This is a genomic window from Rhizobium sophorae (assembly GCF_013087515.1).
In the GTDB taxonomy this organism is placed as follows: domain Bacteria; phylum Pseudomonadota; class Alphaproteobacteria; order Rhizobiales; family Rhizobiaceae; genus Rhizobium; species Rhizobium sophorae.
In genome coordinates, this window is sequence record NZ_JABFCN010000048.1 from 242,995 (window position 1) to 260,141 (window position 17,147).

General features: G+C 61.5%; 15 protein-coding genes. 11 read left to right on the top strand and 4 right to left on the bottom strand.

Annotated features, from left to right (window positions below):
• Window positions 1-51 precede the first annotated feature (51 nt).
• Window positions 52-612, bottom strand: a complete 561-nt coding sequence (locus G9X64_RS26925; protein WP_168317082.1) for a TetR/AcrR family transcriptional regulator — start codon at window positions 610-612, stop codon at window positions 52-54.
• Between the two features lie 217 nt (window positions 613-829).
• Between G9X64_RS26925 and G9X64_RS26930 the strand changes: the two genes are divergently transcribed.
• On the top strand, window positions 830-2,008 hold the full coding sequence (locus G9X64_RS26930; RefSeq protein ID WP_171377709.1) for an efflux RND transporter periplasmic adaptor subunit: 1,179 nt from the start codon (window positions 830-832) through the stop codon (window positions 2,006-2,008).
• 5 nt (window positions 2,009-2,013) lie between these two features.
• Window positions 2,014-5,166 (top strand): multidrug efflux RND transporter permease subunit, encoded by a 3,153-nt coding sequence (locus G9X64_RS26935; RefSeq protein WP_171377710.1) that lies wholly within the window; start codon window positions 2,014-2,016, stop codon window positions 5,164-5,166.
• Between the two features lie 65 nt (window positions 5,167-5,231).
• On the opposite strand, the gene G9X64_RS26940 is transcribed toward G9X64_RS26935, so the two are convergent.
• Entirely contained in the window at window positions 5,232-5,981 is a 750-nt protein-coding gene (locus G9X64_RS26940) for a histidine phosphatase family protein (protein ID WP_168311196.1), read from the bottom strand.
• 38 nt (window positions 5,982-6,019) lie between these two features.
• Between G9X64_RS26940 and G9X64_RS26945 the strand changes: the two genes are divergently transcribed.
• From G9X64_RS26945 to G9X64_RS26955, 3 genes are all read left to right on the top strand, one after another.
• Window positions 6,020-6,217 (top strand): hypothetical protein, encoded by a 198-nt coding sequence (locus tag G9X64_RS26945; RefSeq protein ID WP_168311197.1) that lies wholly within the window; start codon window positions 6,020-6,022, stop codon window positions 6,215-6,217.
• On the top strand, window positions 6,193-7,035 hold the full coding sequence (locus G9X64_RS26950) for a UDP-2,3-diacylglucosamine diphosphatase (protein WP_168311198.1): 843 nt from the start codon (window positions 6,193-6,195) through the stop codon (window positions 7,033-7,035). The genes G9X64_RS26945 and G9X64_RS26950 overlap by 25 nt, the downstream gene beginning before the upstream one ends.
• A gap of 211 nt (window positions 7,036-7,246) precedes the next feature.
• Window positions 7,247-8,467, top strand: coding sequence for an MFS transporter (locus G9X64_RS26955; protein WP_171377711.1), 1,221 nt, complete (start codon window positions 7,247-7,249; stop codon window positions 8,465-8,467).
• Here the strand turns inward: G9X64_RS26955 and dgcA are convergent.
• Window positions 8,419-9,402, bottom strand: coding sequence for an N-acetyl-D-Glu racemase DgcA (gene dgcA, locus G9X64_RS26960; protein ID WP_171377712.1), 984 nt, complete (start codon window positions 9,400-9,402; stop codon window positions 8,419-8,421). The two genes, G9X64_RS26955 and dgcA, sit on opposite strands and share 49 nt — an antisense overlap.
• A 102-nt stretch (window positions 9,403-9,504) precedes the next feature.
• Between dgcA and G9X64_RS26965 the strand changes: the two genes are divergently transcribed.
• The 5 genes from G9X64_RS26965 to G9X64_RS26985 all read left to right on the top strand — a co-directional run bounded on the left by G9X64_RS26965 (window position 9,505) and on the right by G9X64_RS26985 (window position 14,935).
• Window positions 9,505-10,674, top strand: a complete 1,170-nt coding sequence (locus G9X64_RS26965; RefSeq protein WP_171377713.1) for an ABC transporter permease — start codon at window positions 9,505-9,507, stop codon at window positions 10,672-10,674.
• A 1-nt stretch (window position 10,675) separates the two neighbouring features.
• Entirely contained in the window at window positions 10,676-11,518 is an 843-nt protein-coding gene (locus G9X64_RS26970) for an ABC transporter ATP-binding protein (protein ID WP_168311202.1), read from the top strand.
• A gap of 9 nt (window positions 11,519-11,527) precedes the next feature.
• Window positions 11,528-12,898, top strand: a complete 1,371-nt coding sequence (locus tag G9X64_RS26975) for an MlaD family protein (protein WP_168311203.1) — start codon at window positions 11,528-11,530, stop codon at window positions 12,896-12,898.
• Between the two features lie 24 nt (window positions 12,899-12,922).
• The gene (locus G9X64_RS26980) at window positions 12,923-13,534 is read left to right on the top strand and encodes an ABC-type transport auxiliary lipoprotein family protein (protein WP_168311204.1); all 612 of its coding nucleotides are present in this window, start codon (window positions 12,923-12,925) and stop codon (window positions 13,532-13,534) included.
• A gap of 147 nt (window positions 13,535-13,681) precedes the next feature.
• The gene (locus tag G9X64_RS26985; protein WP_171377714.1) at window positions 13,682-14,935 is read left to right on the top strand and encodes a sensor domain-containing diguanylate cyclase; all 1,254 of its coding nucleotides are present in this window, start codon (window positions 13,682-13,684) and stop codon (window positions 14,933-14,935) included.
• 26 nt (window positions 14,936-14,961) lie between these two features.
• Here G9X64_RS26985 and G9X64_RS26990 read toward each other — a convergent pair whose 3' ends face one another.
• A complete protein-coding gene (locus tag G9X64_RS26990; protein WP_171377715.1) occupies window positions 14,962-15,837 on the bottom strand; it encodes a D-alanyl-D-alanine carboxypeptidase family protein in 876 nt (291 codons plus the stop codon).
• A gap of 371 nt (window positions 15,838-16,208) precedes the next feature.
• On the opposite strand from G9X64_RS26990, the gene G9X64_RS26995 reads away from it, so the two are divergent.
• Window positions 16,209-16,958 carry an aminoacyl--tRNA ligase-related protein gene (locus tag G9X64_RS26995; protein WP_171377716.1) on the top strand — a complete coding sequence of 250 codons (750 nt, stop codon included), beginning with the start codon at window positions 16,209-16,211 and terminating at the stop codon, window positions 16,956-16,958.
• Window positions 16,959-17,147: the final 189 nt, after the last annotated feature.

Here is a 17,147-nt window from a genome sequence, read left to right on the forward strand (position 1 = left end):
TCCCGTGCTCGGGTGATATACCCGGGCACGGGATGAGGCGCCGATTGCTTGTCAGCCCTCGGTGAGTTGGATCAATTCCTTCAGCAGAACCGCGTCGTCGGAGCCGGCATGGTCGTCCGGTCTCAGAACATGGGCAAGCCATGCTCCGTCTGCTGCCAGGCGAACGATCTCGAGCCGCATTCCGGCGTCGGTTTCGGCGTGCCTGACAAGCCGGTCATTCATCCATCTGTGCCAGAGGCTCTTGGAGTAGGGGTCGGCAAGCACGGTCATGGTTTGCGCCGACCATGGGCTGTTGTTGAGGGCGCGGTCGGCAAACAGGGTGCGGACATAGGCGCGGGTGAATGTGCCGCGGCCGCCCTTATCCTTTTCCAGCTCCTGGTCGATTTCGCGGTCGAGGTTTTCCATCATGCCGTCGAACACGGCCTCTATAAGCGCCTGCTTATTGGGGAAGTGGTGAAACAGACCTCCCTTGGTCACGCCGGCTGCGCTGGCGACAGCCTGCAGGCTGACGGCGGCCAGACCATGCTCGAGCGCCAGCTTGGTGGCGCAATCGAGAAGAGCCTGCCGCACGACATCCGGCTGTTTCTTTCTGTTGCGGGGGCTATCTACCAATGCATGACTCGTGTTCGAGATGAGCTTCGTGACGATCAGTATCACTCCCGGGATCGCGGTTCCATGGGCACGCTGAACGTGATAAGGCTATCATACCAACCGGTAGGTATCTTGCAAAGCGGAAAAATATCGACTATCTGTCGGCTCAGAGGCCCGCCGAACGTCATGTCGGCGGGCTGTTATTTTTTGGACGACATTGGGGCCACCTGGAAGGCTGATGACCATGCTTCTTCATACGAAATCATTGCGTTACGCGCTGACCTTGGCGCTGCTTCTCAGTGCAGGCCTGCCGGCTTCCGCTCAGGAAGGCGGGGCGATGCCGCCTGCCGCCGTCAGTGTCCTGACGCTTAGCAGCCGCCCCGTTCCTGTGGTCAGCGAACTGCCCGGCCGCATTGCCGCAACGCGCGTTTCCGAAGTGCGGGCCAGGGTTTCCGGCATCTTGCAGCAGCGGATCTTCGAGCAGGGCAGCCTCGTTCATCAAGGCGATGTGCTCTACCGGATCGATCCGGCGCTGTTCCGCGTCCGGGTGGCAAGTGCGGAGGCAAGCCTCGATCGCGCCAAGGCGACGCAGCTGAATGCTCGCCAGCAACTGGACCGGCAGAAGTCGCTGCGGGACCGCGATGTTGCCAGCGGTATCGAATACGATGCGGCAGCCGTCGCCCTTGCCCAGGCCGATGCCGATGTCGCGCTGGCGCAGGCCGCCCTCGACGAAGCGAAAATCAATCTCGGCTATACCGAAGTCCGTGCGCCGATATCAGGCATCATCGGCGGCGCGCTGGTGACGGAAGGCGCGCTGGTGACGGCCGACGCCGGCGACGCGCTGGCGATGATCCAGCAGATCGACCCCGTCTATGCCGACTTCACGCAATCTTCCGGAGACCTGCTGGCGCTGAAGCGGGCGGTCGAGAACGGCAGCCTCACATCGACCGAACCAGGCAAGGCCGACATCAAGCTCGTCTTCGAGGACGGCACGGTCTATGGCGAAGCCGGGAAGCTGCTTTTCAGCAGTGCCAGCGTCGATGCGACGACGGGCCAGGTCACCCTTCGCGGCGAATTTCCCAATCCGAAGGGCGATTTGCTGCCGGGGCTTTACATCAGGGTCCGCATCGAACAGGCCGTCCGTGAGAAGGCAATCCTCATTCCGCAGCGCGCCGTCATCCGCACGGCCGACGGCAAGGCTCAGGTCTATGTCGTCCAGGAGGGAGACGTAGCACAGCCGCGTGACGTGGAGCTCGGTCAATCCTTCGGCAATGAATGGGTGGTCGAAAGCGGCCTGTCATCAGGTGAGCGTCTCGTTGTCGACGGCAGCCAGAAGCTGCAGCCGGGCGCAAAGGTCGCGCCGGAAGAATGGCGGGATGGCCAGCTCGCGTCCGGTGACGCCAAGAAGCCGGAGTAGGATCGATGGCACGTTTCTTTATCGATCGCCCGATCCTTGCCTGGGTCTTTGCGATCTTCATCTCCATAGCCGGCCTGATCGCGCTGCCGTTCCTGCCGGTCGCGCAATATCCGAAGGTCGCTCCGCCGCAGCTCAGCATAACCACCAGCTATCCCGGCGCATCGCCGCAGGACATCTATCAGGGCGTCACTCGCCAGATCGAGGAAGAGCTGAACGGGGTCGAGCACCTTACCTATTTTGAGTCGACCTCTGATACCTCAGGTGCAATGACGATCACCGCGACCTTTGCCGCGGGCACCGATATCGACCAGGCTTCCGTCGACGTTCAGAATGCCATCCGCCGCGTCGAACCGCGGCTGCCGCAATCCGTCAAGGATCAGGGCATCACCGTCGAGGAGGCGTCCTCAGGCTTCCTGATGTTCATCTCGCTGACCTCGACGGACGGGAAGACCGACGAGGTGGCGCTCGGCGATTATCTCAACCGAAACGTCATCGGCGAACTGCGCCGGCTCGAGGGCGTCGGCCGCGCGCAGCTGTTTGCTTCGCAGCGGGCGATGCGCATCTGGATCGATCCCGACAAGATGGTCGGCCTGAGCCTCACCGCATCCGACATCAGCGCGGCAATCTCGGCGCAGAATGCCCAGGTGGCGGCGGGCCAGATCGGCGCAGCACCCAATCCGATCTCGCAGGATCTGACGGCGACAGTGCTGGTCAAGGGGCAACTGACCGACATCAAGGAGTTCGGAGACATCGTGCTGCGCGCCAATGCCGACGGATCGAACGTCAGGCTCCGCGACGTCGCGCGCATCAAAGAGGGCAGCGAGAGCTACAGCTTTTCCACGCGCTTGAACGGGCAGCCGAGTGCCGCCATCGCCATCCAGCTGTCGTCGACAGGCAATGCCGTCAATACGTCCAATCTGGTCACGGCGAAGATGGAGGAGCTGTCACGCTTCTTCCCTGATGGCGTCGAATATTCCGTTCCCTATGATACCAGCCCGTTCGTCTCGGCATCGATCGAGAAGGTGGCGCATACGCTTGCAGAAGCCGTCGCGCTCGTCTTCGTCGTCATGCTCATCTTCCTGCAGAGCTTCCGCTACACCATCATTCCGACGCTCGTCGTGCCCGTCGCGCTGCTCGGGACGCTGGCTGTCATGTATGCCGCCGGCTTCTCGATCAACGTGCTGACGATGTTTGCGATGGTGCTTGCCATCGGCATTCTCGTCGACGACGCCATCGTGGTGGTGGAAAACGTCGAGCGGCTGATGGCGGTGGAAGGGCTGTCGCCGAAGGAAGCGACCAAGAAGGCGATGCGGCAGATCACCGGCGCGATCCTCGGGATTACGCTGGTTCTCTCCTGCGTCTTCGTGCCAATGGCGTTCTTCCCGGGCTCGACAGGCATCATCTACCGTCAGTTCAGCCTGACCATGGTCGTGTCCATCCTGTTTTCGGCCTTCCTGGCGCTGTCGCTGACCCCGGCGCTTTGCGCCACTTTCCTGAAGCCGATCAAGGGTCATCACGAGAAGAAGGGCATCGCCGGCTGGTTCAACCGCAACTTCGACCGGCTGACCGGCCGTTATGCCCGCACCGTCGAAGGATTGGCCAAGCGCTCCTGGCGGGTGATGGCCGTCTATGTCGCGCTGCTCATCGGCCTTGGCTACCTCTTCGTCAACCTGCCGAGCAGCTTCGTGCCGGATGAGGATCAGGGCTTCCTGATCGTCGACGTGCAGGGGCCGCCGGAGGCGAGCCGCAACCGCACGGTGGCCTCGCTCGAAAGCATCGAGGCGATCTTCAGGAGGGAGCCGGCCGTTGCAAACGTCGTTGCGATCCAGGGCTTCAGCTTCTCGGGGCAGGGACCGAACGCTGCCCTGGTGTTCGTCACGCTCAAGGACTGGGCCGAACGCGGCGCCGGCAATTCGGTACAAGAGATCTCCAACCGCGCCAACATGCAGCTGTTTGGGCTTAAGGACGCCACCTCCTTCGCGCTGTCGCCGCCGCCGATCGAAGGGTTCGGCACGACCAACGGCTTCACCTTCCGCCTGCAGGATCGCGGGGCGAAAGGCCAGGCGGCACTGACAGAGGCGGCGGGAATGCTGATCGGCAAGGCATCGCAGAATCCCATCATATCAGGTATCCGCCCGGAAGGCATGCCTGACTCGGCCCAGCTCGTGCTCGTCATCGATCGCGAAAAGGCAAATACCTTCGGCGTCGCCTTCGCCGACATCAATAGCACGATCACCGCCAATCTCGGTTCGAGCTATGTCAACGATTTCCCGAATTCGGGCCGCATGCAGCGCGTCATCGTGCAGGCGCAGGACAAGAGCAGACTTCAGGCGGAAGACCTGATGAAGCTCAATGTCCGCAATGCAAGCGGCGGCATGGTGCCGCTATCATCCTTCGCCGTCGCCGAATGGCAGAAGGGACCGGCCCAGATCGTCGGTTATAACGGCTACCCTTCCGTGCGTATCTCCGGCGCTCCGGCGCCGGGATATTCGTCGGGGGCGGCGATTATCGAAATGGAGCGGCTGGCCTCGGAACTTCCCGACGGCTTCGGCTTCGAATGGACCGGCCAGTCGCTGGAGGAGTTGAGATCGGGATCGCAGGCGCCGTTCCTGTTCGGCCTCAGCATTCTCTTCGTCTTCCTGCTGCTGTCGGGGCTTTACGAGAGTTGGTCCATCCCCTTGTCGGTGATGCTGGTCGTGCCGCTCGGCGTCATCGGCTGCGTGCTCGCGGTGATGAGCCGCGACATGTCCAACGACATCTACTTCAAGGTCGGCCTGATTGCGATCATCGGGCTGTCGGCGAAGAACGCCATCCTGATCGTCGAATTCGCCAAGGACGGCTATGCCGAGGGCAAATCGCTGATGGATGCCGCGATCGAAGGCGCCCGTCTGCGCTTCCGGCCGATCATCATGACCTCGCTCGCCTTCACTTTGGGCGTGGTGCCGCTCGCGATCGCCACCGGGCCAAGTGCGGCGAGCCAGAATGCCATCGGCACGGGCGTGCTTGGCGGCATGATTTCGGCGACGGTGCTGGCGATCTTCTTCGTTCCCGTCTTCTTCGTCTTCGTGCTGCGTCTCTTGAGGACGAAGCGGCCGGAGACAGTGAATGAGGAGACGCCGGCCGGGCAGGAGCCCGCGCCGGTAACGTCGCCGAGCTGAGGTGAAGAGTTGGCGGGTTGCCTTGCGCAACTCGCCACACCTTTGCGCCGGTCCGCTTTCAGGAATTATGCGGTCGGCTTCGGCGTGATCGTCACGTCGGCGCCATAGGCATCGCGCAGTTCGCCTTCCTGTCCCGGTTGCCGGTCGGCCGCCTGATGCAGGAGGATCGACTCGTATCCTTGCGAGCGCGTCCCCTCGATCAGCGTGATATCGGCGTTTCCGGGATTGTCGGAGCGCTCGAACCACTCGACAGGGCGGTGCAGGAAGTTCATTTCGACCGCCCGGTTGGTGACGCCATGACCGACGATCACGAGGTTGTGGTCGCTATTTTCGGCGTCGTGCATGACGGTCTGCAGGAACAGGCGCACCCGCTGGGCCACATCCGCCCGGCTTTCGCCATCCGGCGGCCGCGCGTAGAACTTGCCGCTGTTGCTGCGCAGCCTCGCCCATTTTTCGAACTCCTCGGGAAACTTCTGCTTCTGTTCGGCGTGGTCGTAGATTTCGGTGAAGAGACCGAAATCCTGCTCGCGCAGCAGATAATCCTCCCTGATATCGCCGACAAAACTTTCCGGCAGGGCTTCGAGCAGCGCATCCTTGCTCTGCCGGGTCCTGAGAAAGGGCGAATACCAGATCTGCAGCTTGCCGAAACCCGCGCTCGGCAATGCTTGCAGGTAGGAGGCGATCACACCGCCTGCCTCGAGAGCTTGCCGATGGCCCCACTGCGTCAGCGGCACGTTGTGATCGCCGAATTGGCGGTAGGCCTGTTCGTTGATGTTGCCGAGGGATTCGCCGTGGCGAACGAGAAAGAGACGCATCAGCCATCCCGCATTGTCGGATATGAATCGCCGTCATCATGAACGCCCTGAATGCACAGGGCAACCTTGTCGGCGGGCCTGGCGGTGACGGGCATACTGCCCGCGCGGCGATGGGCATTCTGTCCGCGTTGAATGAACAGGTTTGCAGGGCTTTTCCCCAGCTTGTCATCTTCCTGAAACACGAGTCTGGTTTTGGAAGGCTAGATGAAAGATGGGACATGAGCGGCAGCTCGTGAAAGACATGATGGAACCCAGACATTTCCGCACGCTCTTCATTTCCGATGTCCATCTCGGCTCGAAGGCCGCGAAGGCCGACTTCCTGCTGGATTTCCTGCGCCACCACGAGGCCGATACGATCGTGCTCGTCGGCGACATCGTCGACGGCTGGCGTCTGAAGCGCAGCTGGTACTGGCCACAGGTCTGCAACGACGTCGTCCAGAAACTGTTGCGCAAGGCGCGCAAGGGCACGCGCGTCGTCTACATTCCCGGCAATCACGACGAGTTCCTGCGCGCCTTCCCGGGCATGCATTTCGGCGGCATCGAGGTCGTCGAGCGCATGATGCATGACGGCGCCGATGGAAAAAAATACCTGATCCTGCACGGCGACGAGTTCGACGTCGTGGTCCGCAACGCCCGGCTGCTCGCCTACCTCGGCGACTGGGCCTATGACACGGCAATCCGCATCAACATCATCCTGGCGGCGGTGCGCCGCCGGCTCGGCATGCCCTACTGGTCGTTCTCGGCCTGGGCGAAGCTGCAGGTCAAGCATGCCGTCAATTTCATCGGCGAATTCGAGCGCGTCGTGGCCGAGGAAGCCCGCAAAAACGGCGCTGACGGCGTCATCTGCGGACATATCCACCACGCCGTGATCCAGGACATGGACGGCATCCGCTACATCAACACCGGCGATTGGGTGGAAAGCTGCACGGCGGTTGCCGAACACGAGGATGGCACCTTCGAACTGATCACCTGGCGGTCGCTCGCCAGCAGTGTGCCGGCGCTTGCAGCCATCGAAATGCATGACGAGGGTGAGCTGGCCCCGCAGGCCGCCTGATTTTGGCGCCCGCGCTTTACAGCGCCGCGCATCTTTTGAGACGCGCAGAGGACGCCTTAGCACCTTTGAAATTTGCCGTAGGAATTTAGCCGTTACCGTCAGGCGACAGGCCCTATTTATTTTCTAAAACGTTTCAGAACGGCTATTTCTCGCAATAGTCGCCTCCAGGGTGGTGTGTTAGGACAACGACCAGTTTCCTTCAGGTCCCCCCATGATTCCCGCTCAAAATTCTCCGACGGGTGAGGGAGCGCCGCCGCGCTTCCGGCTGCTCAGCGCGCTTTCTTATTGCGCGCCGCTGCTCGTCAACGGCATCGTGCTGCCGTTCTTCCCCGTCTGGCTTGCGGGCCATAGCTTCAGCGACCACGAAATCGGTGTCATCCTAGCCGTTCCTATGGTGGTGCGCGTGCTGGTGGCGCCTGTTGTCGCCATGATCGCCGACCGGACGAAGGAACGCGCCGACGTGCTGCTCTGGTCAGGCGGCTTGTCGCTGCTAACGGCGGTAGCACTCTACTGGACGACGACTTTCTGGCCTGTCTTCATCGTGTTTACGCTGCAGGGCGCCACCTTCGCGCCCTATGTGCCGGTCGTCGAATCGATCGTCATATCGGGCGTGCGTCGCTGGGGGCTTGACTACGGATCGATGCGGGTCTGGGGCTCGATTGCTTTCATCGTTTCGACGCTGGTCGGCGGCGAACTCATCAACCAGTGGGGCGGGGGGATGGTGCTGCCCATCATGATGTTCGGCTTTATCATGACCGTGCTCATGGCGATCTTCTGCCCGCGCATCGGGCCGACGCGGCGGCGGGGTCAGCCGATCGATCTTCCGGCCGCCACCGGCAGCGGCCTGCGTGAGCCGCACCTGTTGCTGCTCTTGATCGGCGTCGCCGTCCAGCAATCGAGCCATGCGGTGCTCAACGCCTTCTCCTCGATCTACTGGCATCACCTCGGCTTTTCCGGCACCGAGGTCGGCCTGCTCTGGAGCGCCGGCGTCGCTTCGGAAGTGACGGTGTTCTTCCTGTCGAAGCGCCTCAGCCGTCGCTTCGACGCCTGGACGCTGATCCGCTTCGGCTGCGCCGTCAGCGTCTGCCGCTGGATCCTGTTTCCAATGAATACGGGCTTTGCCGGTTTCTTCCTGCTGCAATGTTTCCACGGCTTCACCTATGCCTTCGTGCATACCGGCGTTCAGCGGCGGATCGTGGCGACGGTGCAGGAGACGCAGGAATCCTCGGCGCAGGGCGCCTATTTCTTCTATGTCGGCATGGCAATGGCGCTGATGACCCTGGCGTCGGGTTATCTCTATGCCTGGCTCGGCGTCGTCAGCTATTACGTCATGGCCGTGGTGGCCTTCGCCGGCCTCGGCCTCGTCATCTTTGCCTATTACCTTCAGCCCCAAAGGCTAGTTTCGGGCGGAAAGACCAAGGAAGCGGCGTAGCGCAGGCCGGGTTCGCGGTCGCGGGCGAGTAGTAGCGGGCCATCGAGATCGACGAAATCGGCATTCTGGGCGAGCAGAACGGCGGGCGCCATGGCAAGCGAAGTGCCGACCATGCAGCCGAACATGATGCTGAATCCAAGCCGTTCGGCCTCGGCCTTCATCGACAGCGCCTCCGTCAGGCCGCCCGTCTTGTCGAGCTTGATGTTGATCGCGTCGTAGCGGTCGGCAAGGCTTGCGAGATCGCCGGTGTGGTGGACGCTCTCATCGGCGCAGACGAGGAGAGGGCGGCGGATTTCGGCGAGCAGCCCATCGCGGCCGGCCGGCAGCGGCTGCTCGACGAGGGCGATGCCTGCTTCCGCGGCGATATGGAGATGACGCTCCAACACCGCTTCCGGCCAGCCCTCGTTGGCGTCGAGGATGATTTCGGCATCGGGCGCGGCGGCGCGGACGGCGCGGATGCGGCTTTCATCGTCGCCGGTGCCGACCTTGACCTTCAGCAGGGCGCGGCCGGCATGCTCGCGCGCCTGGGCGGCCATCACCTCCGGCTCACCGAGCGAGATGGTGTAGGCTGTGGTGAGCGGCTGCGGAGCGGACAGGCCGAGGCGGACGGCGACACTGTCTCCCGTCCGCTTCGCCTCGAGGTCCCAAAGGGCGCAGTCGACGGCGTTGCGGGCCGCACCCGGCGGCATGGCCGACAGCAGGTCATGGCGCGAGATGCCGGCCTCGATCAGCGGTCGCGCCGCCTCGATCTGGGCGAAAACACTCTCCATGGTCTCGCCGTAGCGGCGGTAAGGCACGCATTCGCCGAGCCCCTGTGCATCCTCTTCGATAAGCGTGCAGGTGATGACCTCGGCTTCGGTCTTTGCCCCGCGCGAGATGGTGAAGGTCCCGGCAATCGGAAAGGAATTCATCTGGATATCGAGGGTGCGCGGCATTATTGCTCTCCTGCAAGCATGGAAATTGCACGGTGCTTCTGTATATTGACGCGCCGGGCGACGAACGATCTGCTTCGCGATTCGGCGATGTCGCTGTAAGCCTTGAAAGACACAAGTATCTTGAACGCCGAGAATCGCAACGCCGCCTCACTGCAAGTGGACGACCAGGCTGATGGCTCGGGACAGCGTGTGCGTCTTCAGGGAAATTGGCGCAGCGCCTACATCCATCTGGTGCTGCGCGATTTCGAAAAGCTCCTGCAGAGGAAGACCGGCGACCTGACGGTAGACCTCTCGGATATTTCGGAGATCGACACAGCCGGCATCTGGCTGCTGTGCCGGCTGAAAAAGCAGGAAGAGGCTGGCGGGCGGACGGTTCGCTTCGAAGGCACCAATTCGCATATCGACGAAATGCTGGAGATGTTTTCCGAGGAGCCGGCCAAGCCCGAACCGGAGCAGATGGAGAAGGTCTCGCTTGCCGCGCGCATCTTCGCGCCGATCGGCAGGATGACCTACGACCTCTGGGACAATTTCGCCGCCTCCATGTATATCCTCGGCTCGGCGGTGCGCGGGGCGCAGATGAAGTTCGGCCGCGGCAGCGGCGTTTCGCCAGCCTCCATCGTCAACCAGATCGACCATATGGGCGTTCGCGCCGTTCCGATCATTCTGTTGATGTCGTTTCTGATTGGGGCGATCATTGCCCAGCAGGGCGCCTTCCAGCTGCGTTATTTCGGCGCGGAGGTTTTCGTCGTCGATCTCGTCGGCATCCTGCAACTGCGCGAAATCGGCGTGCTTCTGACTTCGATCATGATCGCCGGCCGTTCCGGCAGCGCCATCACCGCCGAAATAGGCTCGATGAAGATGCGCGAGGAGATCGACGCGCTGAAGGTGATGGGGCTGAACCCCATCGGCGTGCTGATCTTCCCGCGGCTGGTGGCTCTGACCATTGCGCTGCCGCTTTTGACGGTGCTCGCAAATTTCGCTTCGCTGGGCGGGGCTGCCGCTGTCGCCTGGGGCTATTCCGGCATCACCTTCGCCAACTTCCTGTCGCGCCTGCACGAGGCGGTGACACTGTCGACGGTGCTTTCGGGCATGATCAAGGCGCCGTTCATGGCTCTTGTGATCGGCATCGTCGCCGCAGTTGAGGGGCTGAAGGTCGGCGGCAGCGCGGAATCGCTCGGCCAGCATGTGACGGCCGCAGTGGTGAAGGCGATTTTCGTCGTCATCCTGATGGACGGGCTTTTTGCGATGTTCTATGCAGCGATCGATTTCTAAGATGGCGGACCGCGTGGACGAGAAACCGATCGATACGGAAGACAAGGACGCAAGGGACATCGTGCTGTCGGCGCGCGACGTCACCGTCGGCTTCGGCTCGAAAGTCGTGCTCGACAATCTCAACCTCAATATCTACCGCGGCGAGATCCTCGGTTTCGTCGGCGCATCGGGCACCGGTAAATCGGTGCTGATGCGCACGGTGCTTCGGCTGCTGCCACGCCGCTCCGGCACGATCAAGATCCTCGGCCAGGATTTCGACGAGCTGGATGAACCGCAGCGCAACGCGCTCGACATGCGGCTCGGCGTGCTGTTCCAGCAGGGGGCGTTGTTCTCGTCGCTGACGGTCAAGGAAAACATCCAGGTGCCGATGCGCGAATATCTCGACCTGCCGCGCTCGCTGATGGACGAATTGGCGCATCTGAAGATCCGTATGGTCGGGCTTGCGGCCGATGCCGCCGACAAATACCCGTCCGAGCTTTCCGGCGGCATGATCAAGCGTGCCGCCCTTGCCCGCGCGCTGGCGCTCGATCCGGAACTCGTTTTCCTGGACGAACCGACTTCGGGTCTCGACCCAATCGGCGCGGCCGAATTCGACGAACTGATCGCCAACCTGCGCGATAGTCTGGGACTGACTGTGTATATGGTGACCCATGACCTCGACAGCCTGTTTTCGGTCTGCGACCGTATTGCCGTGCTCGGAAAGAAGCGGGTAATGGTGGAAGGCACGATCGACGACATGCTGGCCTATGACGATCCGTGGGTGCAGGCCTATTTCAAGGGTAAGCGGGCGCGGTCGATCGTGCCGCAGGACGATGACGCGCGGCACGGCAGCAGCGGGAAGTGACCGGATAAGATGGAAACCAAAGCCAATTACACGATTGTCGGTTTTTTCACGGTGCTGGTGATCGCGGCGGCCTTCGGCTTCGTTTACTGGATGGCCGAATATGGCCGCGGCGGCCCGATGACGGAACTGATCGTTCGTATTCCGGGTTCGGCCAACGGCCTCAGCGTCGGCTCGCCGGTGCGCTTCAACGGCATCCAGATCGGCTCGGTGCAGACGCTGTCGATCGATGCCGACGATCCGCAATATTCGCTGGCCTTCACCCAGGTGCGCACCGATGCCCCGATCTACCCCTCCACCAAGGCCGCCCTTGAAATTCAGGGCTTGACCGGGGCTGCCTATATCGAACTGTCGGGTGGCCGCAAGGGCGAGGAAAGCATCCTCCAGCATGCGATCGACAATAACAAACGCGCCGTGATCGTCGCCGACCAGTCGAGTGTCACCAATCTTCTGGCGACCGCAGACAAGATCCTCGATCGCGCCAACGACGCGGTCGGCGAACTTCAGGGTTTCATCGAAGATTCGCGCGGGCCGCTGACCGAGACTTTCAAAAATGCCGAGACGTTCTCCGATGCGCTTGCCAAGAATTCCGGCAATATCGACGCCTTCCTGCAAAGTGTCGGCCAGCTCTCCGATACGGTGAAGGCGGTCTCCGGTCGTGTCGATTCGACGCTTCAAGCGGTCGAAGCGCTGGTCAAGGCAGTCGATGCGCAGAAGATCGACAACATCGTCTCCAATGCCGAGAAGATCACCGCCAATGTCGCCGATGCCTCGGGCGACCTCAAGGGCGCGATCCAGAAGTTCGACCAGACGGCCACCACCTTCAACGATTTCGGCAAGCAGGCGCAGGCGACGCTCGATCGAGTCGATACGCTCGTTGCCCAGATTGATCCGGCGAAGGTGAAGGGCTCGGTCGACGATATCTCGCAGGCGACCAAGGATGCGCGCGCCGCCGTCGCCTCGATCCGCGATGTCGCCAACACGGTTTCGGCCCGCCAGAAAGATATCGACCAGACGATCCAGGACGTGTCGCAGCTTTCCAACAAGCTGAATTCGGCGTCAACCCGCATCGACGGCATTCTCATCAAGGTCGATGCGCTGCTTGGCACAGACAATACGCAATCGCTGTTCACTGAAGCGCGCAATACGCTGGAATCCTTCAAGAAGGTCGCCGACAACCTGAATTCGCGCATTGGGCCGATTGCCGACAATCTGCAGAAATTCTCGAGCGGCGGCTTGCGCGACGTACAGACTCTCGTCAACGACATGCGCGGAACCGTGAGCAATCTGAACGATACGATCACCAACTTCGACCGAAATCCGCAGCGCCTGATCTTCGGCGGAGACACGGTCAAGCAATATGACGGCCGGACGCGGCGTTAACTGGGAAATCAAGGGTAGCCTAATATGGTCGCATCGCATCTGTTGTCGCGCCGTTCTTGGATTAGGGGAACGGTGATCGCGCTGCCGCTGACGGCGCTGATCCTTTCGGGGTGCGGCACCGCGGCCAAGAACGACACCTACGACCTGCCCGCCGCCGTCGATGGCAGCGGACCCGCGGCCAAATCCCGCCAAATTCTGATCGCCAGCCCCACGGCGCTAAGGTCGCTCGACAGCGAGCAGATCGTCATCCGTGTTTCGCCGTCGGAAATCCAGTATCTCTCAAAGGCGCAGTGGGGCGACAAGCTGCCGCGCATAGTGCAGTCGAAGCTGGTGGAAGCCTTCGAGAACTCGGGCAAGCTCGGCGGCGTCGGCATGCCGGGGCAGGGGCTGGCGATCGACTACCAGATCGTCACCGATATCCGCTCCTTCGAGATCGATGCTTCGAACAGCAACCAGGCGGTGGTCGAAATTTCCGCCAAGATCCTCAACGATCGCAACGGCTCGGTGCGCGCTCAGAAGGTGTTCCGCGCGATGGCGCCGGCCGGCGGCGACAATGACGGCTTCGTCAAAGGCCTCGACCGCGCCTTCTCCACGGTCGCCTCCGAGATCGTCAGCTGGACGCTGCGCTCAATTTGAACTGGAATTTCGAGGCCGCCCCGTGAATATCGGGGGTTGTCGATCCTGAAAAATATTTGATCCCATGGCATAGGGGTCGTCATCGTATTCAATTTCTTCACAAATTTATGGAACGCATCATACAGTCCCTTTCAGGAGGAATGCTGCATGGTGGTTGCGCGAGTATTCGGGAAATCGTCATCGGAGGCGATCCAGCGCGAAAATGATCGCCTGGCTGCGCTGCAACAGCTCGATCTGCTCGACACGCCGAGAGACGAGGGCTTCGAGCGGATCGTACGCCTGATAAAGGAGATCTTTTCCATCGACATCGGCATCGTGTCGCTGATCGATGCGCATCGGCAATGGTACAAGGCTTGCTCCGGCCTTTCAGCCGACGAGGTGTCGCGCGAAGACACATTCTGCCGCTACGTCATCGACTGTGAAAGGCCTGTTGTCGTGCAGGACGCCACCAAGGACTCGCGGTTTTCACAGCATCCTGCGGTGACAGGCGAGGACAGCATTCGTTTTTATGCCGGCGTGCCGTTGACAACAAAGGCCGGACACATGATCGGAACGGTATGCGCGATCGACCGCAGGCCCAGATCTTTCGGCAACAGAGATCTCGGCATTCTCGAGGAGCTGGCGGGGGCCGCGATGGACCGCATCGAGCTCATGCAGTCGGCCGCCATCGACAGCCTGACCGAGGCGATGACGCGGCGTGCCTTCAGGCAGGAGGCCGATCAGCTCATTTCGCTCGCTTTGCGGCACCAGCACGACCTGTCGTGCATCGTTTTCGATATCGACCGCTTCAAGCAGGTGAACGATACGCACGGGCACGCTGCGGGAGACGAGGTCCTCAAGGCGGTCGCATCGATCTGCAAGACGACCCTTCGAGCCGGTGATCTGTTTGGCCGGCTTGGCGGCGAGGAATTCGGCGTCATCCTGCCGCATGTCGATCGGGAAGGCGCTGTCGCAGTCGCCGAAAAACTCAGAGCCGCCATCGCCTCTCAGATCATACGCGGCGATCATGGCGCCCTGACCGTCACAGCCAGCTTCGGAACGTCGGCACTCTCGATCGTCAGTAAGGAGATCGAGACCCTGCTGGCTCAGGCGGATGCGGCGATGTATCAGGCCAAGCATGGCGGGCGGAATCGTTGCGTGTCGTGGAGTTCCATCCACGCCGATCACGCCATTGGGGCTCGACGGCGGGTGCTGAAGGCGGGTTCGATCCTGTTCAACGATCGGCGTTCGACCATCGACTGCACCGTCAAATCCATCGGCTCGGAGAGCGCCGGCATTTCAGTCTCCAATACATCAGGCATTCCTTCGGAATTCATCCTGGCTATCAAAGGCGAAGGATTCGAAACAAATTGCCGGGTGATCGCGCAAGACCGCCAGCATCTGGAAGTAGCTTTCAGGTAATCTGTCGACGGGTCACCGCTCATTAACTACTTCGTCGGCTGCGAATCCGTCATCGTCGCTCCCGGCTGGCTGCCCGGTGTGGTGGATGCCGTGGCGGTCGATGACGATGGCAGGGTGCTGTCCAGCAGACTTGCCATCTTGTCGTCGCGTATACTCGCGGTTTTTTCGCCCATGACGACGCCGACCACGCGGCGGCCATCCTTCAGCGCCGAGGTCACGACATTGTAGCCCGATGCATCGGTGTAGCCTGTCTTGATCCCGTCGACGCCGTCATAGCGATACATGAGGTTGTTGTGGCCGCGAAGCTTCATGCCGCGGAACTGGAAGCCGCGCATGGAGAAGAGCTTGAACTCCTCGGGAAAGTCCCGCATCAGTGAAACGCCGAGTGTCGCCATGTCCCGCGCCGTGGTGACCTGCTCAGGATCGGGAAGGCCCGACGGATTCTTGAAGACCGTATCCTTCATGCCGAGCTGGTGCGCCTTGTCGGTCATCGCCTTGGCGAAGGCCTGTTCGGTGCCGCCAAGCTGTTCGGCGATTGCCACAGCCGCATCGTTGGCGGAGAGCACGACAATCCCTTCGACGGCTTCGCGCAAGGTCACCTTGCGGCCAACGCCGACGGCGAGCTTGAAAGGCTCCTTGCTCTCGGCATTTTCCGACATGGTGAGCTTCTGGTCCCAGCTGAGGCGTCCGTCATGCAGGGCCTCGAAGGCGAGATAGAGCGTCATCATTTTGGTCAGCGACGCCGGGTAGTTCAGATCGTCCTGGTTGGAACCTTCGAGGACCTGGCCGGACTGCACATCCACGACGAAGCTTGCCTGGCCTGCCTGAACCTGAGTGAAAGCGCCCATCAGGAAAAAAGAGGAGAGCGCGTTGGCAAGGAGCCGGGATGTCGTCTTGGTCATCAATGTTGCTGTCTCTGTCGTTTGGATGGCGGAGTGAGCCGTTCTGTTTGAATATGAGCGGATCATAAAAGTTTGTGACGGAATGAAGGACGGGGGGCAATAAAAAAGGATCATCCACAGCTGATTCCTTTTGTCTCACCCTCTTCGGTTTTGACAATGATGCGTAGGGCACGTAGAAAAAGCGCCATGAGCACGAAGCGCGCGCCCTTCTCCCGTCATGACCGCACCTGCCTGCAGGTCGCGATCGTGCGCGCTTTTGGCGGACGAGGTCTTCGCGTCCTGCTGTGACGTCAGGGCGCTAGGCGTCCGGCGCGCTGCTGGACGTAAAGCCCCTCACCACGTCAATCAAGGTTGCCAGGGAGACAGGCGCCGTGCTCAATATTTATCATGTCAATTCGCTCGTCCATTGGGAGGAGCGCGAGATCCATCTGCGCGATCATATGATCGGGTTCTTCTCGCAAGAGGTCCGCAGTTTTCTCAGATCCGTCAATCCGGCCTGGGATGTCAGAAGGGTCGAGGCGCCGGCGCTGATGCCGCGGTCGCTGGTTTCAAGCGCCTATTCGAACGCCGATATCTGGGTCCAGGAACAGCTTGCCGCCAGCGATGCCGCGCTGGTGCTGAGACCGGAGACCACGCCGTCGACCTACATCTACATGCAGCATATTCTCGGAAATCACTCGAAGACACGGCTGCCGCTCTGCGTCTGGCAGGCCGGCAGATCCTATCGTCGCGAGCAGGAACAGCCGAGCAAACACATGCGGCTGAAGGAATTCTGGCAGCTCGAATTCCAATGCGCCTTCACGGCCGATAGCGGCAACGACTATCATGCCGCCTGCCTCGAGCCGGTCCGCCGGATGATCGCATCGCTGATCCATCTGCCGACGCGGATCGTAGCCTCCGACCGGCTGCCGGCCTATTCCGAGGTGACGATGGATATCGAGGTCGACAATGGCGACAAGTGGATGGAGGTCTGCTCGATCTCGCGACGCACGGATTTTCCGCAGCGCTACCGGTCGCAGCCGAAGAAGGGAGCGGCCGTCGAGCACGATGTTCTCGGGCTTGAGATTGCCATTGGCCTCGACCGCTGTATCTACAACTGGAACATAGCGGCCGATCGGTAGTATACGGGAAGCCGGGGGTCGGCGCGGCTTACTCCTTCTTCTCCACAGTGGGGAGAAGGTGGCCCGAAGGGTCGGATGAGGGAGCCACACGGCACGCCATTCATTGCTCTTCGCTTGCGCTCAGTGCATTCGCGGCTTTGCCGCTCACCCCCTCATCGCCTCGCTGTCGCTCCGGCACTTCTCCCCGCT